The organism is Gemmatimonadaceae bacterium (assembly GCA_020852815.1).
GTDB lineage: Bacteria > Gemmatimonadota > Gemmatimonadetes > Gemmatimonadales > Gemmatimonadaceae > SCN-70-22.
Window position 1 is genome coordinate 177,810 of the sequence record JADZAN010000009.1, and the last position, 25,371, is coordinate 203,180.

General features: G+C 64.2%; 22 protein-coding genes and 1 other RNA gene. 15 read left to right on the forward strand and 8 right to left on the reverse strand.

From position 1 onward, the window contains the following. Positions 1-128: 128 nt before the first annotated feature. The 3 genes from polA to IT359_04960 form a co-directional block, all read right to left on the reverse strand. The gene (polA, locus tag IT359_04950) at positions 129-3,053 is read right to left on the reverse strand and encodes a DNA polymerase I (protein MCC6928326.1); all 2,925 of its coding nucleotides are present in this window, start codon (positions 3,051-3,053) and stop codon (positions 129-131) included. A gap of 350 nt (positions 3,054-3,403) precedes the next feature. Beyond that, positions 3,404-3,604 (reverse strand): cold-shock protein, encoded by a 201-nt coding sequence (locus IT359_04955; GenBank protein MCC6928327.1) that lies wholly within the window; start codon positions 3,602-3,604, stop codon positions 3,404-3,406. 157 nt (positions 3,605-3,761) lie between these two features. Continuing rightward, complete coding sequence (locus tag IT359_04960) at positions 3,762-5,165, reverse strand: GWxTD domain-containing protein (protein ID MCC6928328.1); 1,404 nt, start codon at positions 5,163-5,165, stop codon at positions 3,762-3,764. A gap of 75 nt (positions 5,166-5,240) precedes the next feature. Here IT359_04960 and IT359_04965 point away from each other — a divergent pair, with 75 nt between their 5' ends. Together IT359_04965 and pyrE are read left to right on the forward strand one after the other, a co-directional pair. Then, complete coding sequence (locus IT359_04965; protein ID MCC6928329.1) at positions 5,241-6,218, forward strand: serine/threonine protein kinase; 978 nt, start codon at positions 5,241-5,243, stop codon at positions 6,216-6,218. Positions 6,219-6,235: 17 nt separating this feature from the next. Continuing rightward, a complete protein-coding gene (gene pyrE, locus IT359_04970) occupies positions 6,236-6,799 on the forward strand; it encodes an orotate phosphoribosyltransferase (GenBank protein MCC6928330.1) in 564 nt (187 codons plus the stop codon). Here the strand turns inward: pyrE and IT359_04975 are convergent. Continuing rightward, positions 6,752-7,555, reverse strand: coding sequence for a helix-turn-helix transcriptional regulator (locus tag IT359_04975; protein ID MCC6928331.1), 804 nt, complete (start codon positions 7,553-7,555; stop codon positions 6,752-6,754). The genes pyrE and IT359_04975 overlap by 48 nt on opposite strands. A gap of 371 nt (positions 7,556-7,926) precedes the next feature. Between IT359_04975 and rnpB the strand changes: the two genes are divergently transcribed. Next, an RNA gene (gene rnpB, locus IT359_04980) (RNase P RNA component class A) lies at positions 7,927-8,300 on the forward strand. A gap of 961 nt (positions 8,301-9,261) precedes the next feature. Here the strand turns inward: rnpB and dnaN are convergent. Together dnaN and dnaA are read right to left on the reverse strand one after the other, a co-directional pair. Beyond that, positions 9,262-10,368, reverse strand: a complete 1,107-nt coding sequence (gene dnaN / locus IT359_04985) for a DNA polymerase III subunit beta (GenBank protein MCC6928332.1) — start codon at positions 10,366-10,368, stop codon at positions 9,262-9,264. Positions 10,369-10,552: 184 nt separating this feature from the next. Beyond that, positions 10,553-11,941, reverse strand: a complete 1,389-nt coding sequence (dnaA, locus tag IT359_04990) for a chromosomal replication initiator protein DnaA (GenBank protein MCC6928333.1) — start codon at positions 11,939-11,941, stop codon at positions 10,553-10,555. Between the two features lie 160 nt (positions 11,942-12,101). On the opposite strand from dnaA, the gene rpmH reads away from it, so the two are divergent. The 5 genes from rpmH to mnmE all read left to right on the forward strand — a co-directional run bounded on the left by rpmH (position 12,102) and on the right by mnmE (position 16,058). Then, positions 12,102-12,266, forward strand: a complete 165-nt coding sequence (gene rpmH, locus IT359_04995; GenBank protein MCC6928334.1) for a 50S ribosomal protein L34 — start codon at positions 12,102-12,104, stop codon at positions 12,264-12,266. 28 nt (positions 12,267-12,294) lie between these two features. Next, the gene (gene rnpA / locus IT359_05000) at positions 12,295-12,681 is read left to right on the forward strand and encodes a ribonuclease P protein component (protein ID MCC6928335.1); all 387 of its coding nucleotides are present in this window, start codon (positions 12,295-12,297) and stop codon (positions 12,679-12,681) included. Beyond that, positions 12,681-12,890 (forward strand): membrane protein insertion efficiency factor YidD, encoded by a 210-nt coding sequence (yidD, locus tag IT359_05005; GenBank protein MCC6928336.1) that lies wholly within the window; start codon positions 12,681-12,683, stop codon positions 12,888-12,890. The genes rnpA and yidD overlap by 1 nt, the downstream gene beginning before the upstream one ends. A 14-nt stretch (positions 12,891-12,904) precedes the next feature. After that, positions 12,905-14,614 (forward strand): membrane protein insertase YidC, encoded by a 1,710-nt coding sequence (gene yidC, locus IT359_05010; GenBank protein ID MCC6928337.1) that lies wholly within the window; start codon positions 12,905-12,907, stop codon positions 14,612-14,614. 82 nt (positions 14,615-14,696) lie between these two features. Beyond that, a complete protein-coding gene (gene mnmE, locus IT359_05015) occupies positions 14,697-16,058 on the forward strand; it encodes a tRNA uridine-5-carboxymethylaminomethyl(34) synthesis GTPase MnmE (protein MCC6928338.1) in 1,362 nt (453 codons plus the stop codon). A gap of 38 nt (positions 16,059-16,096) precedes the next feature. On the opposite strand, the gene IT359_05020 is transcribed toward mnmE, so the two are convergent. Both IT359_05020 and upp read right to left on the reverse strand, forming a co-directional pair. Next, positions 16,097-17,038 (reverse strand): hypothetical protein, encoded by a 942-nt coding sequence (locus IT359_05020; GenBank protein MCC6928339.1) that lies wholly within the window; start codon positions 17,036-17,038, stop codon positions 16,097-16,099. Between the two features lie 326 nt (positions 17,039-17,364). Beyond that, on the reverse strand, positions 17,365-18,036 hold the full coding sequence (gene upp / locus IT359_05025) for a uracil phosphoribosyltransferase (GenBank protein ID MCC6928340.1): 672 nt from the start codon (positions 18,034-18,036) through the stop codon (positions 17,365-17,367). A 59-nt stretch (positions 18,037-18,095) separates the two neighbouring features. On the opposite strand from upp, the gene IT359_05030 reads away from it, so the two are divergent. The 7 genes from IT359_05030 to IT359_05060 all read left to right on the forward strand — a co-directional run bounded on the left by IT359_05030 (position 18,096) and on the right by IT359_05060 (position 25,133). Then, positions 18,096-19,526: an MBL fold metallo-hydrolase gene (locus IT359_05030; protein ID MCC6928341.1), complete on the forward strand. Its 1,431-nt coding sequence runs from the start codon at positions 18,096-18,098 to the stop codon at positions 19,524-19,526. A 21-nt stretch (positions 19,527-19,547) separates the two neighbouring features. Continuing rightward, the gene (locus IT359_05035; protein ID MCC6928342.1) at positions 19,548-20,135 is read left to right on the forward strand and encodes a TetR/AcrR family transcriptional regulator; all 588 of its coding nucleotides are present in this window, start codon (positions 19,548-19,550) and stop codon (positions 20,133-20,135) included. A 103-nt stretch (positions 20,136-20,238) separates the two neighbouring features. After that, positions 20,239-20,856, forward strand: a complete 618-nt coding sequence (locus IT359_05040; GenBank protein ID MCC6928343.1) for a YdcF family protein — start codon at positions 20,239-20,241, stop codon at positions 20,854-20,856. A 161-nt stretch (positions 20,857-21,017) separates the two neighbouring features. Further along, on the forward strand, positions 21,018-21,656 hold the full coding sequence (locus IT359_05045) for a hypothetical protein (protein ID MCC6928344.1): 639 nt from the start codon (positions 21,018-21,020) through the stop codon (positions 21,654-21,656). 111 nt (positions 21,657-21,767) lie between these two features. After that, positions 21,768-23,096, forward strand: coding sequence for an insulinase family protein (locus IT359_05050; protein ID MCC6928345.1), 1,329 nt, complete (start codon positions 21,768-21,770; stop codon positions 23,094-23,096). After that, positions 23,093-24,472, forward strand: coding sequence for an insulinase family protein (locus IT359_05055; GenBank protein MCC6928346.1), 1,380 nt, complete (start codon positions 23,093-23,095; stop codon positions 24,470-24,472). The genes IT359_05050 and IT359_05055 overlap by 4 nt, the downstream gene beginning before the upstream one ends. A 49-nt stretch (positions 24,473-24,521) precedes the next feature. Then, complete coding sequence (locus IT359_05060; protein MCC6928347.1) at positions 24,522-25,133, forward strand: NUDIX hydrolase; 612 nt, start codon at positions 24,522-24,524, stop codon at positions 25,131-25,133. The last annotated feature ends 238 nt before the right edge of the window (positions 25,134-25,371 follow it).

Sequence of the window (25,371 nt, forward strand, 5' to 3'; positions counted from 1 at the left end):
GCCAAGATCAAGGGGTTGTTCTACATGGACTTACGCCCCCCCTGTGACGTCACGCACAAACCACGGCAGTCCGTCGTTTCGCCGCAATTCGGGCAGGATGCAATTCGCAACCGTGCGCCAGATCGCTCCTATTTGGTGTCCAGCCAGTTGTCGCCCACCCCCACCTCCACCAGGAGCGGAACGTCGAGCTGCGCCGCCGACTCCATCCGGTCGCGCACCAGGGCCGTGAGTGCCGCCACCTCCGCCGCGGGGCATTCGAAGACCAGCTCGTCATGGACCTGCAGCAGCATGCGCGCCTGCAGCCCCGACGCCTGCAGCGCCGCGTGGATGCGGATCATGGCGATCTTGATCAAGTCGGCGGCCGATCCCTGGATGGGGGCGTTGGTGGCCACGCGCTCGCCAAAGGCGCGAATGTTGAAGTTGCGGTCCTTGAGCTCGGGGATGTAGCGGCGGCGGTGGAAGATGGTCTCGACGTATCCGTTGGTCTTCGCCGTTTCCACCTGGCGGTCCAGGTATTCGCGCACGCCACTGAAGCGCTCGAAGTACGTGGCGATGAACGCCTTCGCCTCGGCGTTGGCAATCTTGAGTTGGCGCGAGAGCGCGTGTGCCCCCTGCCCGTAGATCGTCGCGAAGTTGATCGTCTTGGCGCGGGCGCGCATCTCGGATGTCACCTCGCCTAACGGCACTCCGAAGATGATCGCGGCCGTCTCCTTGTGGATGTCGCCGCCCGACTGGAACGCCCGCACGAACGCGGGATCGTGCGAGAGGTGCGCCAGCAGCCGCAACTCGATCTGCGAGTAGTCGGCGCCGACGAACTTCCACCCGGCCTGCGGCACAAAGCCTCGGCGGATATCGCGCCCCAGTTCGCGGCGAATGGGGATGTTCTGGAGGTTGGGGTCGCTCGACGAGAGCCGCCCGGTGGCGGCCACGGTCTGGTTGAACGACGTATGCAACCGTCCATCGCGCGGGTGGATGAGCGCCGGCAGGGTGTCGAGGTACGTCGACTCGAGCTTGGCCAGCTCTCGGTACTCCATCAGCAGCGTGGGGAGCGTGTGCCCCTCGTCGGCGAGTTCCTGCAGGACGCTGGCATCGGTCGAGGGGCCGGTCGCGGTCTTCTTCTTGATCGGCAGCTGCAATTTCTCGAACAGGATCGTGCGCAGTTGCGGGTTGGAGTTGATGTTGAACTGCTCCCCCGCCTCGCCGTAGATCTCCTGCTCCACCCGCTCGCGTTCGCGCGCAAAGCGGGTCTTGAGCGAGTGAAACCAGGCGACGTCGATGGAGACGCCAGCCAACTCCATGTCCGCCAGCACCGACACCAGCGGCATCTCGATCTCGTGAAAGAGCGCCCGCATACCCATCTGCTCCAACTGGGGAGCAAACAGCTCGTGCAGGCGCCACGTCATGTCGGCGTCCTCGCACGAGTAGTCGCGTGCGCTCTCGATCGGGACCACGTCGAACGGAAGCTCCTGCTTCCCCTTCCCGCACAGCGCCTCGTACGAGATCATCGCGTGATCGAGGAACTCGGACGCCAGCAGGTCGAGCGAGTGCGAGCGACGCCCGGGGTCCAGCACATAGCTGGCGAGCATCGTGTCGAAGTCGATCCCTCGCACCGTCACCCCCGCCATGCGGAGCACCAGCAGGTCGAACTTGCAGTTCTGCCCCACCTTGGCGATGGCCGGGTCTTCCAGCACCGCGCGAAAGTCGCGCAACGCATCGCTGAGCAAGGGGGGGAGGTTGCGCACAGGGGTCGCGCCTCCCGCGAGGGCACGCGCGGCGATGCTGTCACCCTCGGGCCCGCGCGTGCTGGTGCTCACTCCCTTCCCCTTTCCGCCTCCGGTGCCGGTCGCGCCGGTGGCGCCGGTGGCGCCAAGCTTGAGGGCCAGCGCTCCCTGCTCCGGCTCCCAGACCCGGTGCGCAAACGGGAGGTAGTAGCCCACCCCCGCGCCGGTGGCAATGGAGATCGAGACCAGGCGCGAGCGAAGCGGATCCACCTTGGTCGGGCTTCCCGGCTCCGCGACGGTCTCGGTGTCGAAGGCGAAACGCTTCGCATCGCGGAGTGTCGTCACCAGCGATGCCAGCGACTCCACGGTATCGATCACCGAGTATTGCACCTGGCGGTCGGCCCGCGCGCGCTCGGCGGGGACGTCACCCTCCAGGTCCTTCAGCAGCGAGGTGAACTCCAGCTCGTTGTACAACTGCCGAAGGCGCGATGTGTCCGATGCACGCCGCTGCAGCGCCGGGAGGTCGAGAGCAATGGGAACGGTGTCGCGAATCGTGACGAGGTCCTTCGACAGACGCGCCTGCTCGCCGTTGGCCAGCAGCGCCTCGCGCGGACGCTTCTTCGTCACGTCGGCCGCGTGCTCGAGGATCGATTCCAGGTGCCCGAAGGCCTCGACGAGCTCCTTCGCCGTTTTCTCCCCGATTCCCGGAACGCCAGGCACGTTGTCCGAGCTGTCGCCCACCAGCGCCAGGTAGTCGATAACAAACTCCGGCGCCACACCCAGTCGCTCGGCGGCGTTCTCCACTCCTACCCACTGCTCATCCACCGATGCGGGGCCGCCGCGTCCGGGATTCAGCAGCCACACGCCCGGCCTAACGAGCTGCTGGAAGTCCTTGTCGCCCGAGACGATGACGACGTTCACGCCCTGCGCCGTCCCCTGTGCCGCGAGCGTGCCAATCACGTCGTCGGCTTCGTAGCCATTCACCGACAGGACGGGGACGCGGAACGCCTCGAGCAACTCCTTGATGCGTTCAACCCCAGTATCGAAATCCGCCTGCAGTTCCTCCGTCAGCTTCTCACGCGTCGCCTTGTACGCCGGATACATCTCGTGGCGGAACGACCGCCCCGAATCGTGCACCCAGCCGATGTACTCGGGGCGATGCTTGGCGACGAGTCGCTGGAGGAAGTTGACCACCCCCCACGCCGCCGAGGTGTTCTCGCCGCGCGCCGTCGTCAACGGACGCGAGAGCAGCGCGAAAAACGCGCGATAGATCAGCGCGTATCCATCGATCAGGAAGAGCGTCGGTGAGGTCGGCGGAGTGGCGGGCGGCACGCGACCAAGGGGAAAGAGGGAGAGACCGGGCGAGACCGAGCGAAGGCAGTGCGACCGGTCGCCGTCGTACAACACGCACAACTCTAGCGCGGCGCGCCGTCATCCGCTGCCCGCCGGCGTCTCCAGCAGCGTCTCCAGCAGCGTTGTCAGCGGCGTTTCAAAGGGCGCCATCCTCGACGCCTTCGCTCTTGTCACCAGTCATGTCAGGAGCGTACTCGCCAGCCGTGTCACCAGCGTGACAAGGCCGCCCTTCCTTCAGGAGGAGGGCGGCCTTGTGCACTCGAGGAGCTGGGTCGCGCTAGAAGCGCGCTAGGCGCGTGCTGCCAGCATGTTACGCGCGCACGACGTCCCTACGCTCGGGTAACGCTGCTCGCGTGAAGTCCCTTGGCACCACTCTCGACCTCAAACTCGACCATCTGCCCCTCGGCGAGGGTCTTGAAGCCATCCATCTGGATCGCAGAGAAGTGGACAAAGACGTCCTCTCCGGATTCCTGTTCAATGAAGCCGAAGCCCTTGGCGTCATTGAACCACTTCACCTTCCCCTTGGCCATACGAGTTGCCTCCTGCAGGTATCAGAGCTCACGCGAGCTGGACTGAAAGTCCAGAACTCCAGCGCCGCCGTATTTAGGACCGACGTTCTGATATGTCAAGAGAAGACATTGAAAGCCAATGAGATACCACCCCTATTGATATTGGACCCGCCGAGGCCTAGGGCAGGATTCTGCGGACGACACTCTCGAATTCCGTTTCCGAACTGATCGTCATCCGCCACCGACCGAACCCAGTCTGGTCAATGAATACGATCTGCAGCCGGTGCTGCCGGTACTCCCACACCTGGCTTCGCCCACGCTGGTTCATGTCAGCCAGGTTGGGCTCGATAATCTGATCTGGCGCTCCCAGCGCCACGAACGCTCGTCCGCGGTCGGTTAACCAGCCGGCGGCCCCCTCTTCACGGAAACGTGCGTTTGCCTGCGCGATGCGGTTGAAGTAGTCGCGCAGCCCCTCGTGCTGTGGCGTCTGGGGGACCGGGTCGGTTTCCCGGATGAACGATGCCCAGAGCGCCGCGCGCTGGTCGGGGGGCGCATCGCGCATGGCCGACAGGCGCGACGCGCTCGCGAAGTACCGGAGATAGTCGAGCATCTCGTTGAACGTCGCGACCGGAAGGTCCTCACCAAACGCAATGAACACCGGCGCCCTCAGTGTGTCGGCACTTCCCGCGCGCGATACGCCGACCGACATCACCCCGACGCCCAGCTTTACCAGCGGCACGTTGAAGGTGCCCGAGAAGAGATTCGCCCGACGGGTGAGCACCAGAGAATCGCTCCACAGCACGGTGTTCGCCCCATCAGGGCGAACCGAGATGCGCACGGGAAAGGTCGCGCCTCCCCCATACCCTTCCACATAGATCGGAAGAACCGAGTCGCGCCCGAAAACCGTAGTGCTCCTCGGCGTGGCGATGAACCGCGGCAGCGAATCGAGCGTCGTGCGCGGTGTGGCCTCGTAGAAGGCAATCGGTGAGGAGATCGAACCATCGACCAGCCTCGGCACTCCCACCGTTGCCTCGATCGCACTCCCGCGTGCCACAGAATCGTCGCGCACCGTCAGGCGCAGGTCGTACATCCCCGGTGCGAGCGTCACGATCTGACGATAGAGCACGCTCTCATCCGTTCGCTGCGTCTCGCGGAACACCAGAACGCGCACGGATTCCCTGGAGCTGATGTTCTGCACCACCGTGGTTCCGCGCTTGATCTCGAGTCCCACGTTGTACGAGGCACGATACCGGTCGCCCTCTCGACCAAATCGCAGCGAGCGGTTCGCAAGCGAGACGGTGAGCACCATGACCGTCGAATCGTTCGTGCGCCCGGCCAGGAAGGCCAGCGAGCCGACGAAGGGCGTCTCACCGCCCTCGGCGAGCAGCCCCAGCCGGCGATAGAGCATCACCGGATCCGGCTGCGTCGGAATGCGACGGTTGGATACCGGACCCGCCGCCGCCGGGTTGGAAGCGGTACCAGCGGGGACGGGAGCCGGCCCCTGTCCCGGGTTTGCCCCCTTCTTGGAGGCACATCCCCCGAGCGAGACCAGCACGGCGAACAGGAGGAGGATCGAACGCATAGGAGCCCAGGCCGCACAAGAGGTGCGGGCAGGAGAGGAGGACGTCCCGAGGGACGCTGCAAGATAGGAGTCGGGGTGATTCTCGCGCATTGCTTGCTGCCCTACTGGGGGACCATTAGGTTCGGCGCCGTGTCCAAGGAGAATCTTGTCGGGCGGTCGATCGCCGGCTACACGCTGAAAAGCCTCGTGGGGGAGGGCGGCACCTCTGTCGTCTATCGCGCCGAGCACGCGCAGAACGGTCAGGTTGCCTTCAAGGTGCTGCGCGACAAGCTCCGACAGGAGAAGACCGCCGTCGCGCGCTTCAACCGCGAAGCCGAGTTCGGCAAACGAGTCATTCACCCCAACGTCATTCGCACGATTGAGACAGGGGAGGCCGAAGGGTACCACTACTTGGTCATCGAATGGGCAGCCGGCGAGCTGCTCGAGCGATACGCCAAGGACCATGCTCCCCTCCCCCGGGAGGAGGTCGCCCGCATCATCCTGAGCATTGGTGAGGCCGTGAAGGCCGCGCACGACTCGGGGATCGTTCATCGCGACCTGAAACCCGACAACGCGATGTACGATCCCGAGACCGGTGCCACCAAGCTCCTCGATTTCGGCATCGCGGCCGCCACCGACACGCGCCAGGACGAGCGCCTCACCCGCGCTGGCTACTTCGTGGGGACGCTGATGTACGTGGCTCCCGAAGCCCTCTCGGGGGAACTGGTCACTCCCGCTGCGGACCAGTATTCGCTGGCAACCATCGCCTACTTCCTCCTGACCGGCACGCTCCCGTATCTCGCCAAGAGCCCGCGGGAGATGTTCACGCAGCTCCTGTCGCAACCACCGATCGCGCTCAACAAGGCTCGCACCAGCCTGGACTTCGGTCCACGCGTCGAGTCTGTGATCATGCGCGCCCTCGCGCGCCAGCCCGACGATCGGTACCCCGACATCCTCACCTTCGCCCGTGAGCTGCACGATGCGCTGCTCGCGACCGCCGCCCCGGTCGCTCCAGCCGAGCCGCAAGAAGAGTCGGGGATCTTCTCCAAGATGAAGGGCCTGTTTCGCCGGTAGCCCGCGCACCTTCACACATGGAACCGAAACAACAGCTCGTGGCCCTGCTCGCCGAACGGTCGGCGCGCCGCGGACATTTCGTTCTTTCGTCGGGACGTACGTCGAACCTCTATATCGACGCGCGCCTAACGACGATGAGTCCGGAGGGACTTGCCCTCATCGGCCCGCTGGGACTCGAGACCGCGCGACGCGCCTTCGGCCCGAATGTCGATGCCATCGGCGGTCTCACGCTCGGCGCCGATCCCATTGCCTATGCAATTTCCCTCGCCAGTGCGTCGACCTCGCGACCCGTTAGAGCCTTCACGGTTCGCAAGGAAGCCAAGGCGCACGGAGCGGGGCGTCAAGTCGAGGGACCGTACCGCGAGGGTGACCGAGTGGTGGTTGTCGAAGACGTCATCACCACCGGCGGATCTGCGCTCAAGGCAGTCGAGGTCCTCCGTCAACATGGCGCGACCATCCTCGGCGTACTCGCACTGGTTGACCGCGAGGAAGGCGGACGCGAAGCGATCGAGGCGCAAGGGTTGTCGGTTGTTTCACTCGCCCGGGCGGCTGAGATCCTCCCGCTGCTCCCCACCGCTTAACTCCTCCGCAACACTGCGGAGGGGAAGAGCGGGCTCGGGGAATGTGACCACGCGGCGTCGATTCTCGGACTTCCGTATGCCTATCGACCGCGCCGTGTGCCCGAAGGGATCGAACGCCCGCCACGTGGAGAGGTGTCGCAGGACGAGTTCCTCCCGAAAGGCATCGAGCATCCCTTCGCAATCGTAGCGCACGCGGAACTGGATCGCACTCATCCCCAGGATGGAGCGTACGTGCCGGCTGAAGCTCTGCGGTGAGGAGTAGCAGAGCTGGTCCGAGACGCTCGACACCGAGACTCCGGGGTTCTCGAACAGTCGTGCTGCGCAGCTCAGTCGCGCGAACGCGAGGAATCGTTTCGGCGGTGGAAGCTGCGCTCGATAGAAGCGGCTCATCAATGTCCCGGGCACGATCTCCAGCGAGCGCGCAAACTGGCGAATGGTTGGCGTGCGAGCAGCCAGCGCGAACAGGGTGTCAAAGAAGCGCCGAGTTCCGGCAGGAGCTTGCGCCAGATCCAGCGCCAATCGCGACATCGCGAGGCGCTGGACGTCCGACGTGCGCTCGTTGAGCAGGACCGCACGCAGCTCGCGCCATCCATTGGGCTCCCGGACATCGATGAGTGTCCGAATGCCACACTGTCCCAGCGAGAGTACCGTTCTCACGGTCGCACGGTCGAACTGCGACAGAAGGGCAACGGTCGGTACACGTGGGAACTCCCGCACCATGCGCGCAACGCCAGTCATCTGGACGCCGTGACACATGGAGGTGGAGACGATGAGCGCCCGCACGCGCTGGGACCGGAGATCTCGACGCAGATCATCCACCGATTCCCGGTGTACTGCCTGTATGACCCCAATCCCGACCGCATCGACGCGGAGACGTTCGTCCGGAGTCAACATCGTGGCTACACGAGTTACCACGGAACTGGTTCCGTTCTCCATTCCTCCACCCGGCCATCCTGCATCCCGCCATTGGATTCCCATTGGGCGCCTTCCGTCGTGAGGTCAGCGGGAACAGTACGAGGGACCGTCACGTCTCCGTCACATGACACACGTGACAACATGCACAGGATGCTGTCGTTTTGACTCCATCGTCACCTGTACCAGTACCGTTATACTGCAGGCGTCAGGTACGTGCAGGCTGGATGATCGCGTCGGAATCGGGTAACCGGTTGCGCCGAGGAAAGTCCGGGCTCCTTGGACAGACTGCCAGGTAACGCCTGGGCGTAGCGCATGCTGCGACGGAAAGTGCCACAGAAAACAAACCGCCGTTGCGAAAGCAGCGGTAAGGGTGAAACGGTGGGGTAAGAGCCCACCGCGTTCCTGGCAACAGGAACGGCACGGCAAACCCCAGTCGGAGCAAGGCCAAATAGGCGGCGAGAGACAGTCCTTCTCGACAAAGACGCCGCGGGTTGGCTGCTAGAGCGCAATGGCGACATTGCGCCGAGAGGAATGATCATCCGGATCACAGATCCGACAGAACCCGGCTTACAGGCCTGCATGTATCTGACGCCTCCTGCCAAGGCTCATGGCAGCAAGGATCGTGACCCCCATTGGTTGACGAGAATTCTCCCGGGGGCAGTCTCGATGTTCGTGTTCGGCGCTGGCATTTGGACTGCTGCGTGCGCACCTGCGTCTCCTGCTCGCCAGGTGCAAGTCGACCCGCTGCCGCCCAGGAGCGACACTTTCATTGTTCGCACGACCGCTCCGCGACCAATTCTGCGAAATCAAGAGGCGCAGTACCGTGTACATGCTGTGGTTATCACGCAGGAGCATTTCCAGCGCGCGAACACAGGCGATAGTGTCGGAGTCGATACGCTCGTGCTACAGGAGAGCCTATCCGCCCACCTGGAGCTGATGCCTGACGGAGGAGTGGCGTTGAGGCTCCAATCCGATTCAGGGTATCGTCTTCCTGCTCAGCGTCCCATGGTACCCGAGCTTGGCACGCGGGCACGTTTTCCTGTCATCGTGGTGTCGCGTGCCGCATCGAGGACTGGCCGGGTCGTGCCCGATAGCTCGAGCACTTCACACGTTTCATGTGAACCAGTTACCTCCCTCACATCGCAGCTGCTTTCGACTATTTGGTTGCGTGCGATACTCAACATGACAAACGAGCCACCCATCACAGGTGACTCGCTCACGTATCGCTACTGCCAAGCTGGTGTTCAGTTCAGGGTGTCTCTTGCCACACACTCTCAACCAGCAGTACAACCGCTCACTGACACACTCTCTTCGCAGATCACGGCAACCGGTTCATTCTTGGCTGATAGTAGTCGCGCACTACCTATGACTGGAGTCGGAACCCTGACGGCTGCACTGTATGTCAGGGGAGATCCCGCAAGCAGCCTGATGGCTGATGAACTCGTTCTCCGCTCCACTTCGAATCCAACTTTCCGAAGTTCACGCCGAAACCAGAGTTTCACGCAACAGACGGAGCTGATTCTCACCAAGAAAAAGGAGTGAATCGCTCAGTCAACCAGACGAAGTGGCATTACCAAGCAGAGATACTTACCAGGTTCTTGCCATCCTTCTGGTTCAAGAGTCGCTGCACGTTCAGGTTCCTTGAACGTGAACTTGATCTCCTCAGTTGGCATGTATCGCAGGATCTCCAGGAGATACATTCCGTTGAAGCCAATATCGATCGGATCTCCATCGTAACGGATTGGCAGTTCATCCTGACCTTCTCCAAGATCCGGTGTGGCCACCGAGAACTTCAGCAGCGCCAGATTAAACGAGAGCTTCACTCGATGGGTTTGATCTGACGCAACAACGGCCATCCGCTTGAGTGCGCTTTGCAGCGCAGTCTTGTCAATCGTTGCAACTCGATTGTTATCTCGGGGAATTACCTGGTCGTAATTGGGATACGGTCCTTCGATCAGGCGTGTGAATACCGCCGTGAATGGTGATCGAAAAGCCAAGTGATTTTCTCCACGAGCCACTTCGAGCTCTTCATCAGCGGGGAATAGTCGCCGAACTTGTTCGAGTGCTTTTGGGGGAATAATGAAATCACCCGTGAGAGACCCACTATACGGGATCTCCATCTTTGCCAAACGGTGACCATTCGTTGCCACCATTCGCGTTTCCTTCTCTCGTACTTCCCACAGAACCCCATTCAAGATCGGACGACTTTCTTCTGTCGATACCGCAAAGGCTGTGTGAGAGATCAGTTTCTGAACGTCACCTGACTTCACACGCCAAGACCGCGCAAAGTCTACAGTTGGGAACGCAGGAAATTCATCCCGCGGTAATCCAAGAAGCTTGAACCGAGAGCGACCACACTCAAGAGTAATTCGCTGCTCACCAGCAGCAGCCAACTTTACAGGAGCTGGCGGAAGTTCACGAACAATCTCACTCAGCTTCTTCGCTGGTACTGTGATCGCACCTGGCGCTTCCACATCAGCTAGAACCTCCGTGCTTACACCAATATCCAGATCAGTTCCGGAAAGACGAAGTCCCTTATCTGTTGTCTCGAGGAGAAGATTCCCAAGAACAGGAAGAGTTGTCTTCGTCGGAACTGCAGCAGCGACAGCTGTGAGGGCTTCCTGGAGCTTCTCACGACTGATGGTGAGGCGCATTTCTGGACTCGGTGAGTGGAGAAGGTGAGGAGTTACTAGGTAGTTGTATAGAAGAAGAAAGTTCTAGTAGAACTAGTATAATCTGGGGAATAGTGTGGTAAAACAGTTAAGTGGTTATAGACGTTGAACTTATCGGATAGAAACTGTTGTGGAGTGACTGTCGACTGATGTTGGTGGATGTGAATTATGAAGTAAGCCGTCGCTTTGCCTGTTGAATCTTGGTCTGAAATGTGGTGTCATTAGCTGAAAGATCTTCAGCGCGTTCAAGACTGTGGATAACCGTTGAATGATCGCGACCCCCGAAACGATGTCCGATTTCCACTAGCTGTAGTCCGAGTAACTCACGGCAAAGCAACATTGCCGCTTGGCGTGGTATTGTCAGAGTCTTGGTACGGGTCTTTGACCTTAAACCATCAGCGGTTACTCCCCACTCCGAAGCTACAATATCCTGAATTCGCTCGGGTGTTATTGGAGTCAGTTCACTGAGCGTTCCGTTGTCCTCGCGTCGCAACTTGTCACGAAGCGCTTCCTGGGTGAGTGCAATCGTGATCTCCTTGCGGCGAAGCGAGGAATAAGCCAGAAGGCGTATCACCGCACCCTCGAGCTCCCGAACACTCGATCGGATATGCTCTGCGAGGAAGCGAATGACTTCATCGGGAATGGTCTGCTGGAGCTGATCAACCTCAGATTTCTTGCGGAGAATCGCGATACGAAGTTCCAAGTCTGGAAGCTCGATGTCGGCGACCATTCCCCACTGGAAACGAGTTACGAGCCGTGCTTCAATACCGGGAATCTCTGCCGGTGAACGGTCGGAGGTCATGATGATCTGCCGGCCGTTCTCGTAGAGGGTATTGAACGTGTGGAAAAACTCTTCCTGGGTAGCTTCCTTGCCTTTCAGGAAATGAACATCATCGATCAGGAGGAGATCACACTCCCGAAAACGCCGGCGGAACTCATTGGTGGACCGAGTCTGGATTGCGTTGATATACTCGTTCGTGAACTGCTCGGCACCCATGTTGATGACGCGAAGTCCTGGCTCCCTTTGTAGAAGCTCGTGAGCTACTGCTTGCATGAGGTGTGTCTTTCCAACACCACTAGCTCCGTAAATGAAGAGTGGGTTGTAGACGCGACCAGGAGCCTGTGATACGGCGTGGGCTGCTGCTGCCGCCACCTCATTGGACTTGCCGATGACGAACTGATCGAAGGTGTATCGAGCAGAAAGAATGGGCGGTGTGTGAACGCGGAGCTGACCCGCAGAACCCTTGGGCTGGACGGGGGCACCGCTTTGCGAGAACAGGTCCATTTGAGGACGCTGCTGCCGAGCTTCGTCTGCGAGGAAGACGACGTGACAGGGATGGCCGAGCACCATCGGTGCGATGGAGTCGAGGAGCGAGCTGAACTTGGACTCATTCCAATCGGCGGCGAACTGGTCGGCGACCCTAACGGTGAGTTTGTGCTTTGTAAGTTCAACAGGCACAGCCGGTTCCAGCCATGTACGGAACGTTTGTTCCGCCATGTCTCGCTTGACGTAGTCGAGGAGGCGCTGCCAGGCTTGGTCGGCCGAGAGATCCATGACCATGTGGAAAAGATCGGGCGGCCGAACGTAGGCACGGCCTGTGGAAAAGTCAATTCCTCGCGAATGCGAGCAACAGCTAACCCGTTGACATGCAAGGCGTAAGCCTCTATCCTTCCCGTTCTTTCGCCACGATTTTCAGTAGCTTTCGGAGATAGGAATGGGCAAGCCGACGTATCGTCCGCGGAACAAGCGCCGGATTCGCAAGCACGGATTCCGCACCCGCATGGAGACGAAGTGGGGGCGCGAAGTTCTGAGCCGGCGCCGCAAGAAGGGGCGCAAGCGGTTGACGGTTAAGCTGCCGTCCAAGTACGCGGCCGCCTAGTAATCGCCGGTTCGCCCGCGCCAGCAGGATCACGCGCGGTGCCGACCTCGAGCGCATACGACTAGAGGGGAAGGCTCTCCGAACGAGCGCGCTACTGGTTCGGGTGAGCGCTTCCCCTCACGCGCGTTTGCGAGTGGGCATTGTCGTCCCGCGCTATGGTCACTCGGCCGTGGACCGCAATAGGCTGAAACGGCGCCTGCGGGAGTTCGTACGATTGCACATCCTGCCGTTAGGCGTTCCGTCGGACGTCGTGATCTGGGCGCAACGGTCGGCGTATCGACTGGACTTCGCCCAACTGCAGGGGCAAATGGAACTGGTCGTCACCAAGCTGCAACGCACGCGGGAGGTGGCCGGAGGGACAACGCCCGGAGCAGAGGGCGATGACATCCTGCCACGACCTTCAGGGGGCGCGTGATGCGACACGTCGCAATCGCGCTGGTGCGCATCTACCAGATGTTCATCGGTCCGCTCGTTCCCGCCGTGTGCCGGTTTTACCCGTCGTGCTCCCAGTACGCGATCGAGGCGCTCGAGAAGCACGGCGCCTTTCGCGGTACCCTCCTGGCAGCGAAGCGTATTGCCCGCTGTCATCCGCTGCACCCTGGCGGATTTGATCCTGTGCCCTGATAGAGCTCGAAGCGATGGACAAACGCACGATCCTGGCGCTCGCGCTCGTAGCGCTCGTCATCATGATCACGCCGAAGCTCTTTCCGACGTCGATGACGAAAGGGCGAGCCAAGCCAGTCGCCGGGACGACCGACAGCAGCCAATCTGGCGCTGCGGTTGCCGCGCCATCCGGGCAGGCAAGCGTTCCACCTGGAAGCACAATCGGTCCCTCGGCTCCGGCAGCACCAACGCTCGCGGCGACCAGCACCGATTCGACCGGTCCGGTAAAGCCCGAGTCGACGACGGTGACCAGTGCTGTGGCCGACTACGTGTTCAGCAATCAGGGCGCTGCGCCGATGTCGGTGCGCCTGCCGAGTTACCGCGCGCTGGACAAGGTGAACGAGAACGTCACCATCACCTCCGGGAACGGGCGATCGCTCATCTCCTACCGGGTCCTCGGGGCGACGGACACGCTGGCATTGGCATCGGTGTCCTTCACGCTGGAACGCTCAACCGCGAGCAGCGGTGCGACGGTGCTTGACTACAGGGGTAGCGCCAACGGGCGTGCCCTGTCGCTCAAGTACACGATCGTGCCGGACTCCTTCCTGGCGCGCGTTGAAGGATCGGTTGGCGTCGATGCCAACGGGCAACCAGCGCGCTTCGTGCTGATCGATCTTCCGAACACGTTTCATTCGTTCGAGGCGGATTCGCTGGATGACCAGAACCACTTCGCCTTTGCGCTCAAGCCGCGCGGGCGCGGCGCCGAAGGAGTGCCGTTTGGCAAGCTCGATCCCGGCGAGCGTCACCTTGTGCAGGGGCCGCTGGTGTGGGCCGCTGCCAAGTCGAAGTACTTCATTGTCGGGGTGCTGGGGAGCGAGGGAGATGACTCGTTTGCCGAAGCCGTGACAGTGGGTGGCCCGCGCACGACGAAGCGCGCGACGTCGGCCACGGGGACGGTCGTCACTCGTCTCAACAACGGGACGTTCCGGTTCGAGCTGTACACAGGGCCGCAGCAGTACAAGCGCCTGCAGGCGCTCGGACGCGAGTTCGAGAACTCGAATCCCTATGGCGGCTGGTTGCAGGGAGTGGTGCAGCCCTTCGCAACGGTCGTGATGAAGATCCTGCTCTGGATGCGCGCCACGCTCAAGCTCGACTACGGCTGGCTGCTGGTCATCTTCGGCATCGCGGTGCGTCTCATCCTGTGGCCGCTGAACCACGGGGCGATGCGCACGAGCATGCGGATGCAGCGCATCCAGCCCGAGCTGAACGACATCCAGAAGCGCTACAAGGCCGACCCGCAGAAGATGCAGTCGGAGATGATGCGCGTGTACAAGGAACACGACATGAGCCCGTTCAGCACCTTTGCCGGGTGCTTACCAATGCTCTTGCCGATGCCCGTGCTGTTCGCGCTCTTCTTCGTCTTCCAGAACACCATCGAGTTTCGCGGCGTCCCGTTCTTGTGGCTGGCGGATATCTCGATCAAGGACCCGTACTACATCGTTCCCCTGTTGATGGGGGTCTCGATGTTCCTGCTGTCGTGGATCGGGATGCGCAATTCGCCGCCCAATCCGCAGGCGAAGATGATGCTCTACATCTTCCCGGTAATGATGACGTTCCTGTTCGCGAACTTTGCCTCTGGCCTCAATCTCTACTACGCCATCCAGAACATTGCCGCGCTGCCGCAGCAATGGTTGATTGCCAACGAGCGTGGAAAGCTGGGCGGTGGAGGGGGGAAGAAAGGCTAACCGCCGCGTGGCGAGTGCTGCGGGGCGCGAAGGTGCCGACGCCGAGTGCGCTCGCCTGACCCGAATCTCGAGTGGGGCGCCGATGCTGGTCCGTGATGACACCATCGCCGCGCTGAGCACCCCCGCAGGACGCGGCGCGATCGCCATTGTCCGACTCAGCGGGGGTGACGCGCATCGTATCGCGGCCCGACTCGTGACGCCGTGGCCAGACGCGCCGCGCGTGGTGACGCGCTCCCTCGTGCGCGACGATCGCGATGACAGCGTGATCGACCAGGCGATGGTGACGCGTTTCGACGCCCCGCGGAGCTACACGGGCGAGCCGATGGTGGAGATTGCCTGCCATGGTGGAGTCGCGGTGTCGTCGGCGATCCTGGAGGCACTGTCGCGGCAGGGGGCGCGAAGCGCCGAGCCCGGAGAGTTCACGCAGCGCGCCGTGCTGAACGGGAAGATGGACCTCCTGCAGGCCGAGGCCGTTGCCGACCTGGTCGATGCGCGGACGCATGCCCTGCGCCGGACCGCGGTGCAGCAGCTGGACGGTGGGCTGACGCGCACGTTGCGCGAGCTGCGCGAGCGCATCCTGCACGTGGAGGCGCTGCTGGCGTACGATATCGACTTCCCGGAGGAAGACGACGGTCCCATCGCGCGGGAGACGATCGAGAGCGCGGCGCGTGAGGCGCGCGCGGGCATTGCCCGTCTCCTGGCGACGGTTCCGCGGGGCGAGATTGCACGTGACGGGGCCGTCGTGGTGATTGCCGGGGCGCCGAATGCCGGGAAATCGTCACTGTTCAACGCGCTCCTTGGCGAGACGCGGGCAATTGTCACCGAGGTGCCCGGGACGACACGCGATGCCATCGAGGCGCGCGTGGAGTCGGGGCGGTGGCCGCTGCGGTTGGTGGATACGGCCGGCCTGCGCGAGACGCGCGACGTGGTTGAGCGCCTGGGGATCGAGGTCAGCGAGCGACACATCCGGGCGGCGCACATCGTCCTCGTGTGCGGCGAGACACGCGCCGCCATTGCGGAGGCACTGTCGCACGTGGAGGCGCTGGGTCCGGCACCGCGCATCGCGGTGCTCACGAAGACTGACCTGGCGGCCGATGATGGCGGCGTTGCAGCTGGCGCCGATGCGACCGTTGCCGTGAGCGCACTGCACCGTGAGGGGCTCGACCGGCTCCTGGGCGAGGTGCATGCCGTCCTGGAGCGACAGGTCGGCGATGTGGCGCCGGAGCTACCGGTGCTCACGCGTGAGCGACATCGTGTGGCGCTGCAGACGGCACACGATGAGATGGATCGCTTCCTTGCCATATGGCGCACACCGATGGCGCCGGCGTCGGTCGCGGCGGTTCACATCCGGAGCGCGACGCACGCGCTGGATGAACTGATCGGTAATGTGGATGTGGACGACGTGCTGGACCGCGTCTTCCGTTCGTTCTGCGTGGGGAAGTAGCGCGGTGAGCGCCCGGGCATGGGCCCGGGTGCAGGAGATCAGGCCGAAACGCTGGCGGTGCGCGCGACTTCGACGATCTCCGCTGCGGAGGCGCGGATGGCCCACGCGATTCCGCGTTGCTCGATGGCGGCCTCCACCATGCGAGCACCGATGAAATACCCCGCGCGCTCGGGGATGACGATGCGATCGACCGTGCGGGCATCGTCGCTGGTGCCACCCATGAGGTAGCGCAGGCGCAGCCCCAGCGCGTGGTGGTCGAACTCCTGCGTGATGGCCCGCGTGATGTGCGTCTCGAGTTCGCGCACGCGTTGATACTGGCGTCGACCGTAGCCGTAGTACTCCCACGCGGCGTGCCCGGGGCTCACGAGTCGGGCGACGCTGACGGCGAGCCCTTCGTTGATGACGAGTTCGCGCACCGAGGCGCGCCGCCCCGATTCCCAGTAGGAATAGTAGCCGTCGGCTTCGTCGATGAGCTGTCGCATCTCGCTGCGACTGGCGGGTGACGTATAGCGGACGACGTGCGCGATTTCGTGGGCGAGCCAGAGAGGAATCAGCTCGGGATCGAGTCCGAGGCCCTGGGTGTCCGGATTGGCGATCCCGGTGAAGTGCTCGAGGCAGACGAAAGCGACACCGCGCCCGGCGACGACGAGTTCGCCGGCATTGGCGCCGCCGACACCGACCATGAGGACGACGTCGAGGTCAACGTCGGTGCCTAACAACTCGGCGCACCGGGCTTCGGTCTCGCGCGCGAGCGCGACGACGTCGGTACGCTCCAGCATCGTGCGCAGGTCGGAGCGATCGGCCTGCGCGGTCATGCGGACCACTTCGAGGAAGTGCTCGCTATCCGGGTCGAAGACGTAGTTGTGCCAGTAGGCGGACAGCCTGGCGCGGTGTGCGTCGAAGTACTGCTGGTAGGCGGCGACTCGATCGGTGCTGTTCAGGACTGCGAAGAAGTCCGGCAGCAGATTGATGAGCATCAACGACCAAGGCGCGGGTGGCTCGGCGCAGCGTATCCCGGAATGGGGCGGAATGTAGTAATGCTCGTGTTTGCGAACAAGAGACGTTTTTCACAGTGATCGCCAGCTGCTGTGAGTCCGAGCAACGGACGACGGAGTACCGCGCGGGAAACGCGGACGATGTGGACGATGTGGACGAGGCGTCCGACGCGGCCGATGCGGCCGATGCGGCCGATGGAAAACGCGAATGCTGCACGCGGCGCGTCAGTGCCCCTCAGTGCGCCTCAGTGCGCCTCAGTGCGCCTCTCAGCGCCGCAGTGCGCCTCTCAGCGCCGCAGTACTCCAGCGCCTCAGCGCGTCCCGAAGAGGCGATCGCCGGCGTCGCCGAGCCCTGGCAGGATGTAGCCGTGCGCGTTGAGTTCGCGATCGAGCGACGCGCAGTAGATGGGGACGTCGGGATGCGCGTCGTGGACACGCGCCACCCCTTCCGGCGCCGCGACCAAGCAGAGAAAGCGGATGCGCGTGGCGCCGGTGCGCTTGAGGGAGTCGATCGCCGAGACGGCGCTACCGCCCGTGGCGAGCATGGGGTCGAGAAGGAAGAAGTCTCGCTCCGCGGCGTCGCCCGGGACCTTGAAGTAGTAGTCGACCGGTTCGAGCGTGTCGTGATCGCGATACAGCCCGATGTGGCCGACGCGTGCTGATGGCACCAGGCGAAGGATTCCCTCGACCATCCCGAGCCCTGCGCGAAGGATGGGGACGAGCGTGAGCTTCTTCCCGCTCACTTGCCACCCGGTGGCCTGCTCGAGTGGCGTTTGCACGACGATCTCATCGAGCGACAACGTCGCCGTCGCTTCGTAGGCCATGAGCATCGCGATTTCGTCGACGAGTTCCTTGAAGATCTTCTTTGGCGTTCGGCGATCGCGCATCAGCGTGAGCTTGTGCTGGATGAGCGGATGCCTGACGATCGTGAGCGATGGACGCGCGGCGCGCGATGGCGTCGAGCCGGCAGGGGTGTTGTGCATGGCGGCCAAGGTACTAATTTCGCGCGCACCGCAGAAGACGGCGCGCGCCGGGCACACTCATGTCGCCCATGGGCGGCACCTGCACCAGGGAGAGTGAGAGCGCAGCTGTGGAGATCCAGTTTGCAGGGGCCGCCCGTGAGGTCACCGGGTCGTGTCACATCGTCCGGGTAAACGGCAAGATGCTGGCGCTCGACTTTGGCCTGTTCCAGGGGCGACGTGCCGAGTCGGAGGAGAAGAACCGGCGCCTCCCGTTCGATGTGCAGGAGCTGGACGCCGTCGTTCTCTCGCATGCCCACATCGATCACTCTGGGCGCCTCCCCCTCCTGATGCGCGAGGGGTACCAGCAGACGATCTGGTGCACGCCGGCCACGCGCGACCTGTGCGCGATCATGCTCGCCGATTCGGCGCACATCCAGGAAAAGGATGCAGAGCACCTAAGCCGCCACAACAAGGCACACGCCGACCCGTTGTACACGGCGCGCGACGCGGCGCGAACGGTTGAGCAGATGATCTCGGTCCCCTTCAAGAAGCGGGTCGAGATCCTTCCCGGCGTGCAGCTCACGTTCGTCGAGGCGGGACACATCCTCGGCTCGGCGTCGGTGATCCTTGACTGCACCGAGGGAGACACGACGACCCGCCTGGTCTTCTCCGGTGACATCGGGCGATCGGGACTCCCGATCATTCGTGACCCCGAACCGCCCGAAGGGGCGGATATCGTCATCATGGAGTCGACGTACGGGAACCGCGACCACCCGGCGTTCGAGGATGCCCAGGCTCGACTCGCGGCGATCGTGAGCCAGACGGCGAAGCGCGGCGGGAAGCTCCTGATCCCGGCGTTCGCGGTGGGGCGCACGCAGGAACTCGTCTACGAACTCCACGCGCTCGCGCGCGCGGGGAAGATTCCCGAGATCCCGATCTTCATCGACTCGCCGCTCGCCATCGACGCCACGTCGGTCTTCGAGATGCACCCCGACATCTTCGATCGCTCGGAGCGGATGGTGCAGGATGCGTCGAACCTGTTTCGTTTCGACCTGGTGCGATACACGCGCGACACCGCGGAGTCGAAAGCGCTCAACACGATGCGCGGCCCCATGGTGGTGATCGCGGCATCGGGGATGGCAGAGTCGGGGCGCATCCTGCATCATCTGCTGAATGGGGCCGACGATCCGCGCAACACGATCCTCATCGTCGGCTTCATGGCCGAGCACACGCTGGGGCGGCGCATCCTCGAGAAGCAGCCGGTGATCAAGGTGTTCGGTGACGAGGTGCCACTGCGCGCGCAGGTCGAGGTGCTCAACGGGTACAGCGCGCATGGCGACCGCACCGACCTGCGCGAGTGGATCCGACACGTTCGGGGGCAGGGGAGCGCTCCGCGCACGGTCTTCCTCGTGCACGGCGAGGCGGAGGCGCAGGACGCGTTCGCCGAGGCGCTGCGCACCGACGGATTCCACGTCGTGGTGCCGTCACTCGGCGAGCGCGTGCACGTCTGAGCGACGACACCGCGCCCTTCGATGCCCGCCGCCAAACGCCAGGATGTGCGCGCGAGTGAAGCGCGCGAGCGACTGTTGCAGGCCACGTTGCGTTGCGCCGCGCGCGACGGGGGCGCAGCGCTGTCGCTGCAGGCCATCGCAGAAGAGGCAGCGGTGTCGAAGGCGCTCGTCCTCTATCACTATCGTGACAAGGAGCAGTTGCTTGCCACGGCGATTCGCTGGCTCACCGCGCGCTTGCTGGAGCGCGAGGGGAAAGCGCTGGTGCAGTCCACCGCGAGTTCGGTGCTGGAGGACTACTGGCGATGGCTGGAGGAGGAGATCAGCGAAGGCGAGCTACGCGTCTTGATCGAGTTGTCGCAGGAGCGGGGGGACGAGACGCGACGTGCGTTGGAGGAATCGTCGCTGCAACGCCAGGCGCGCGCCGAACAGACGGTCGCACGCGTCTTCCAGTTGCTGGACCTGTCGCCGCGGCTTCCGGCGGCGATGATCGCGGCGAGTGAGCTGGCCTTCCGCGACGGGCTGGTCCTGTGGGCGTGGAGACAACCCGATCGCAGCGCTCGCGTCTCGTTCGACGTGTTCTGGCTGTCACTTCTCAGTCTGGCGCGCTGAGTCACGCCTGAGTCAGGCCTGAGTCGCGTCTGAGTCGCGCGTAGGCTCATCGGGTGCGGTCGCGACTATCCGGGTGGGATGCCGCGGGCTTATAGTTCGCGCGATGGGTTCCGCCGCCTGGACGAATCGACGCATCGCCCTGATGGGGGCACGCCTCCTGGTGGTGGCGTGGCTGGTGTCGCTCGGCGGCGTCCTGTTGTGGGGGACGCGCGATGCGGCGCGTGCGTCGGACGCGATCGTCGTGCTCGGCGCTGCCCAGTATGACGGGCGTCCTTCCCCGGTGTTGCGCGCGCGCCTGGACCACGCGCTCTCGTTATGGAAGCGCGGCCTGGCGCCGCGGGTGATCCTTACCGGCGGCAAGGGAGCGGGCGACACGACGAGCGAGGCAGCGGTGGGGCGCGTGTACATGTTGCGGCGCGGCGTTCCCGACACGGCGTTGCTGATGGAAAACGAGGGGCGCAGCACGGCCGAGTCGCTGGGCGGCGTGGCGCGGCTCGCGAAGCGGCGCGGGATCGAGGATATCATCCTCGTGTCGGACCCGTTTCACATGATGCGGCTGCAGATCCTGGCGTGGCGGCACGGCCTGCACGCCGTCCCCTCCCCCACGTTGACGAGCCCCATCTCGGCCAACCGCATGGAGTCTGTCGGGTATATCCTGTCGGAGTCGCTCAAGGTGCCACTGACGGCACTGCTGGCGCTGACGCCGGCCATGTCAAACTAGGAAAAGCCACAGACGGCCCACCGGTGAACCAGTCGATGACCGGACGAGACGCGCGGAGTTGGTGCACATCGTGGGGTGGTGCGGGTGCCGCGAGGCGTGCGGTCCGGTCGCGGTGCGCGGTGCGCGCCGCTCACCTGTCGCGAGTCATAGCGGTTGTGGGAATGCTTGTCGCGGGACGGCCGGCGCCGGCGCTGGCGCAGGTGACGGGAGTCGATACCGTCGCTGCGGAGGGTGCACGACGCGAACGCCGGGCGCCCGAACTGCTGCTGCAGCCGGGGATGATGACGGCCGACTTCGTCTCGGCGCCCGCGGGATATCCGGCTACGAGTGGGTTCAACCTGCGTTTCGCAACGCTCGTCCCCTCATCGTCGGCGTGGTGGACGCTCATCGTGGGGGCGAGCGTGACGCCGTATGGGACGTCGGGTGTCACGCCGCGGAGCACGAACACCCCGGTCGTCTTCATCGGGAACGTCTTTCCCGGGGTGCCGGCGCGGCGCACGGGGGGATGGTTCGAGCTGCAGTTTCCCGTGTACCTCACGTACAGCTACGGCGGCGGCGGGGCGCGCAACAGCCAGATCTACGGCCGTGACGTCGTGGCCGAGGCAGCGTTGCAGGTGTACGTCGGCCGCAAGGTGCTGCGTGACCTTGGCCCCGGCTTCTCCCGGTTGCGGCTGTATGCCATGGTGAACCAGTTGATGACCCCGAACGAAGATCCGGTGAACGGGAAGACGGACCGCTTCAATCCCGTGGCGTTGTACGGGCTCACGATCCCCATTGGGGGAGCTCGGGACGCGCGCTGAGGCGTTGCGGCCGACGGCGCTGGGCTGAGCGCACGCAGCACATGCAGCACCGCACGAGCTGCTGCCGGGCAACGCCAAGCTTCAGAACAACGCCACCCATCCGACAGAGTCATGCAGCTACCCATCGAGACGTACACACTGGCGAACGGACTGCGCGTGACGCTGTCGGAAGATCACACGGCGCCCATCGTGGCGGTGAACCTCTGGTATCACGTGGGGAGCGCGAATGAGCGCCCGGAACGCACGGGGTTCGCGCACCTGTTCGAGCACATGCTGTTCCAGGGGTCGGAGCACGTAGCAGCCAACGAGCACTTCGAGCTCGTGCAGCGCGCGGGCGGAACGCTCAACGGCTCGACGTGGCTGGAGCGCACCAACTACTACGAAACGCTCCCGTCGAACCAGCTGTCGCTGGCGCTGTGGCTTGAAGCGGATCGCATGGCGAGGTTGCTGGCGGCCATGACGCAGGAGAAGCTCGACACGCAGCGGGACGTGGTGAAGAACGAGCGCCGCTGGTCGGTGGACAACCAGCCGTACGGGACGTGGTGGGAGCGCCTACCGGCGCTGGCCTTCCCGCCGGAGCATCCGTTTCATCACTCGCTGATTGGGTCGATGGAGCACCTGAGCGATGCGACGCTCGAGGATGTCGCCGACTTCTTCCGTACGTACTACACGCCGGACAACGCGGTGCTGTCGATTGTTGGAGATTTCGACACCGCTGAGGCGAAGGCGCTGGTGGAGGCGCATTTCGGCGCCATTCCGCGCGGGAGCGGTCGCCCTCCGCTCCCCGACATGTCGGTACCATCGGTCTTTGGGGAGTGGCGTCGCGAAGTGGTGGCCGACGACGTGATGGTGCCGCGCCTTTTCCTGGCGCTGCGGAGCCCGGTACTTGGCGCCGACGCGTACTTCGCCGCGTCGGTAGCGGGGGGAGTGCTGGGAATGGGGCGTGGGAGCCGGCTCTACCAGCAGCTGGTGCGCGAGCGTCAGCTGGCGAGTGCTGTCTCGGTCTTCACCTTCGACCTGGCCAAGGGGACCGATCTCCTGATCATCGACATCACGGGGCGGCCCGGCGTGTCGGGGGAGACGCTCGAGGCGGCGGTGGGCGAAGTGCTGGACACGATGCAGAGCGATGGGGTGCGCGAGGCTGAAGTGTCACGGGCCACCGCCATGATCTGCACCGACCTGGTTTCGTCGCTGCAGTCGGCGCAGGGGCGCGCCGACAAATTGTCCCAGTTTGCGACCTATTTCGGCGATCCGGCACAAGCCAACGCGCTCGTGGATCGCTTCCAGCGTGTGAGTGTTGACGACGTGAACCGCCTGGCGCGCGAGCGCTTCGGGCGCGACAATCGCGCCACGCTGCTGTATGTCCCGCGCGCGGGAGAGGATGCGGGGGCGGCTGGTGGTGGTGCGGCTGATGGGACAGCCGTGGAGGTGGGGCGATGAGCGGATCGACTTCCGGCGGACGCCCCACGCCAGGCGTGGCGCGCCCCTATGCGTTTCCCGCCGTGGAATCGCAGCGCTTTGCCAACGGCCTCGAGGCACTGGTGGTTCCGTTGCGGCGGCTCCCGCTGGCCACCGTGCTCCTGATGTCGGATGCGGGCGCCGAGTGCGACGCGGTTGCAGCTGCGGGCACGGCCCAGCTGACCACCGAGGCGCTGGCCGAGGGGACGCGATCGCGCGACGCGGTCGCGCTGGCCGGGACGTTCGAGCAGCTCGGCGGGTCGCTGGATACGGGGGTGGCGTGGACGCACGCCACGTGCAGCACGACGGTGCTGGCCACGCGGCTGCCGGGTGCGTTGCAGCTGCTGGCCGAGGTGCTGCGCGAGCCGTCGTTCCCCGAGGGGGAAGTTGATCGCCTGCGTGAGGAGCAGCTGGCGGCGCTACTGCAGCAGCGCGCCGAGCCGCGCGGGTTGGCCGACGACATGTTCGCGCGCTTCTGCTTTGTCGCGGCGAGCCGCTATGCCGTGGGCGAAGCGGGCGACGAGGCAGGAGTGGCGCCGTTGACGCGGCGCGAGGTGGTCGCGCACCACGCGCGCTATGTCGTGCCGGCGCGCAGCCGGGTGATCGTGGTGGGCGACGTGGAGGTGGCGCAGGTGATGCAGCTGGCGGAAGAGACGCTGGGCGCGTGGCGGCGCGATGGCGAAGTTGCCCCCGCGATCGATGTCGGCGCCGCTACCGCCGGACGTGGGCTCCACCTCGTGGCAAAGGACGACGCCCCGCAGACCGAGTTGCGCATCGGGCACCCCTCGGTGCCGCGCGCCCATCGCGACTTCCATGCGCTCACCGTGATGAACGCGATCCTGGGCGGACTGTTCAACTCGCGCATCAACCTCAACCTGCGCGAGGTGCACGCCTACACGTACGGTGCCTTCTCGCAGTTCGACTGGCGCCGCTACGCGTCGCTGTTCGAAGTCTCCACCGCGGTGCGCAGCGACGTGACCGGGGCGGCGGTCACCGAGATCATGGGCGAGATCGCGCGCATGCGCGACGAACGGGTGAGCGACGCCGAGTTGTCGCTGGCGGTGGACTACCTCACCGGGGTCTTTCCCATTCGCTTCGAGACGTCGGCCGCAATTGCCGGGGCGCTGGCGACGCGCGCTGGATTTGCCCTCCCGGCGAACTACTTCGACGAGTATCGCGCCCGCATCGCCGCGGTCACCGCCGACGATGTGCTGCGCGTCGCGCAGCTGCACCTGGACCCGGCTCGCCTGCAGGTGGTGGCGGTGGGTGACCCGTTGCAGGTGCGCGGACAACTGGAATCACTCGCCCTGGGCGAGGTGCGCAGCTACGACGCGACCGGTGCGCGCCTCGAGGGGTGACTCCGGGGCCGCCCATACGACCCCTATTTCGTACTGAGGTGTGACTAAAGTGAGCGACTCCACGCGGGAATCCCCGAAGCACGCGGTCAGCAGCGCCGACGACGGCGCCACCGGCGACTCTCCGCGGGTGGGTTCGGTGCGTGCCTACCACGGTCGCGTCCTGAATGTCGACCTCGACCGCGTGCGCTTTCCCAACGGGACACTCGGCGAGCTGGAGATGATCCGGCATCCCGGCGCCTCGGCGGTGCTCCCCTTCGCCAGCGATCCGGCGGGCGACGATCCGCAGCTCCTCCTCATCCGCCAGTACCGGTATGCTGCGGAGCGCTTCATCTACGAGATACCGGCGGGGCGGCTGGACCCGGGAGAAACGCCCCTGGCCTGCGCAACTCGCGAACTCCTGGAGGAAACGGGTTGCACCGCTGCGCGTGTCGAACACCTGATCACGATCTACACGACGCCTGGCTTCACCGACGAGAAGATCCACCTCTTCATGGCGACGGGACTCACCATGGGGGAGAGCCGGCTGGAGGCGGACGAGTTTATCGAGGTCGTCACCAAGCCGCTCTCCGAGGTCCTGCGACTCATCGAGCAGGGAGAGGTGGTCGACGGCAAGACGCTCGTGGCGATTCTGTACGCCGCAGGTTTTCGCTGCGGCCGCTGAGCTGGCTGAGCTCGCAGGGGGCGCGAGGCGCGTGGGGTGGGGGACCGGTGAGGAGTGTCCTGAATTCAGGAACAGCGAGCTGTCATCCCCAGAGGACGGGGAGGTGAAACTGGCCGGGACGTAACGTGACGTGCGACACTGTAACTACAAGCAAAACCCGTAGTTATGGTATCTGTCACAGTGGCGGAGTGGTTGGGCACGCGGCGTGCCCTTACCGGGAACAGGACTACGGGACCGC

Bases quoted from the DNA above. Each gene is read 5' to 3' on its own strand.
- IT359_04955 (MCC6928327.1), bottom strand. From the start codon at position 3,604: ATGGCCAAGGGGAAGGTGAAGTGGTTCAATGACGCCAAGGGCTTCGGC.
- rpmH (MCC6928334.1), top strand. From the start codon at position 12,102: ATGGGCAAGCCGACGTATCGTCCGCGGAACAAGCGCCGGATTCGCAAG.
- upp (MCC6928340.1), bottom strand. From the start codon at position 18,036: ATGCACAACACCCCTGCCGGCTCGACGCCATCGCGCGCCGCGCGTCCA.
- mnmE (MCC6928338.1), top strand. From the start codon at position 14,697: ATGCTGGTCCGTGATGACACCATCGCCGCGCTGAGCACCCCCGCAGGA.
- IT359_05035 (MCC6928342.1), top strand. From the start codon at position 19,548: ATGCCCGCCGCCAAACGCCAGGATGTGCGCGCGAGTGAAGCGCGCGAG.
- IT359_04975 (MCC6928331.1), bottom strand. From the start codon at position 7,555: ATGTGTCACGGCGTCCAGATGACTGGCGTTGCGCGCATGGTGCGGGAG.
- pyrE (MCC6928330.1), top strand. From the start codon at position 6,236: ATGGAACCGAAACAACAGCTCGTGGCCCTGCTCGCCGAACGGTCGGCG.
- IT359_05045 (MCC6928344.1), top strand. From the start codon at position 21,018: ATGCTTGTCGCGGGACGGCCGGCGCCGGCGCTGGCGCAGGTGACGGGA.
- IT359_05030 (MCC6928341.1), top strand. From the start codon at position 18,096: ATGTCGCCCATGGGCGGCACCTGCACCAGGGAGAGTGAGAGCGCAGCT.
- IT359_05040 (MCC6928343.1), top strand. From the start codon at position 20,239: ATGGGTTCCGCCGCCTGGACGAATCGACGCATCGCCCTGATGGGGGCA.
- dnaN (MCC6928332.1), bottom strand. From the start codon at position 10,368: ATGCGCCTCACCATCAGTCGTGAGAAGCTCCAGGAAGCCCTCACAGCT.
- yidC (MCC6928337.1), top strand. From the start codon at position 12,905: ATGGACAAACGCACGATCCTGGCGCTCGCGCTCGTAGCGCTCGTCATC.
- IT359_05050 (MCC6928345.1), top strand. From the start codon at position 21,768: ATGCAGCTACCCATCGAGACGTACACACTGGCGAACGGACTGCGCGTG.
- IT359_05055 (MCC6928346.1), top strand. From the start codon at position 23,093: ATGAGCGGATCGACTTCCGGCGGACGCCCCACGCCAGGCGTGGCGCGC.
- dnaA (MCC6928333.1), bottom strand. From the start codon at position 11,941: ATGGATCTCTCGGCCGACCAAGCCTGGCAGCGCCTCCTCGACTACGTC.
- yidD (MCC6928336.1), top strand. From the start codon at position 12,681: ATGCGACACGTCGCAATCGCGCTGGTGCGCATCTACCAGATGTTCATC.
- IT359_04960 (MCC6928328.1), bottom strand. From the start codon at position 5,165: ATGCGTTCGATCCTCCTCCTGTTCGCCGTGCTGGTCTCGCTCGGGGGA.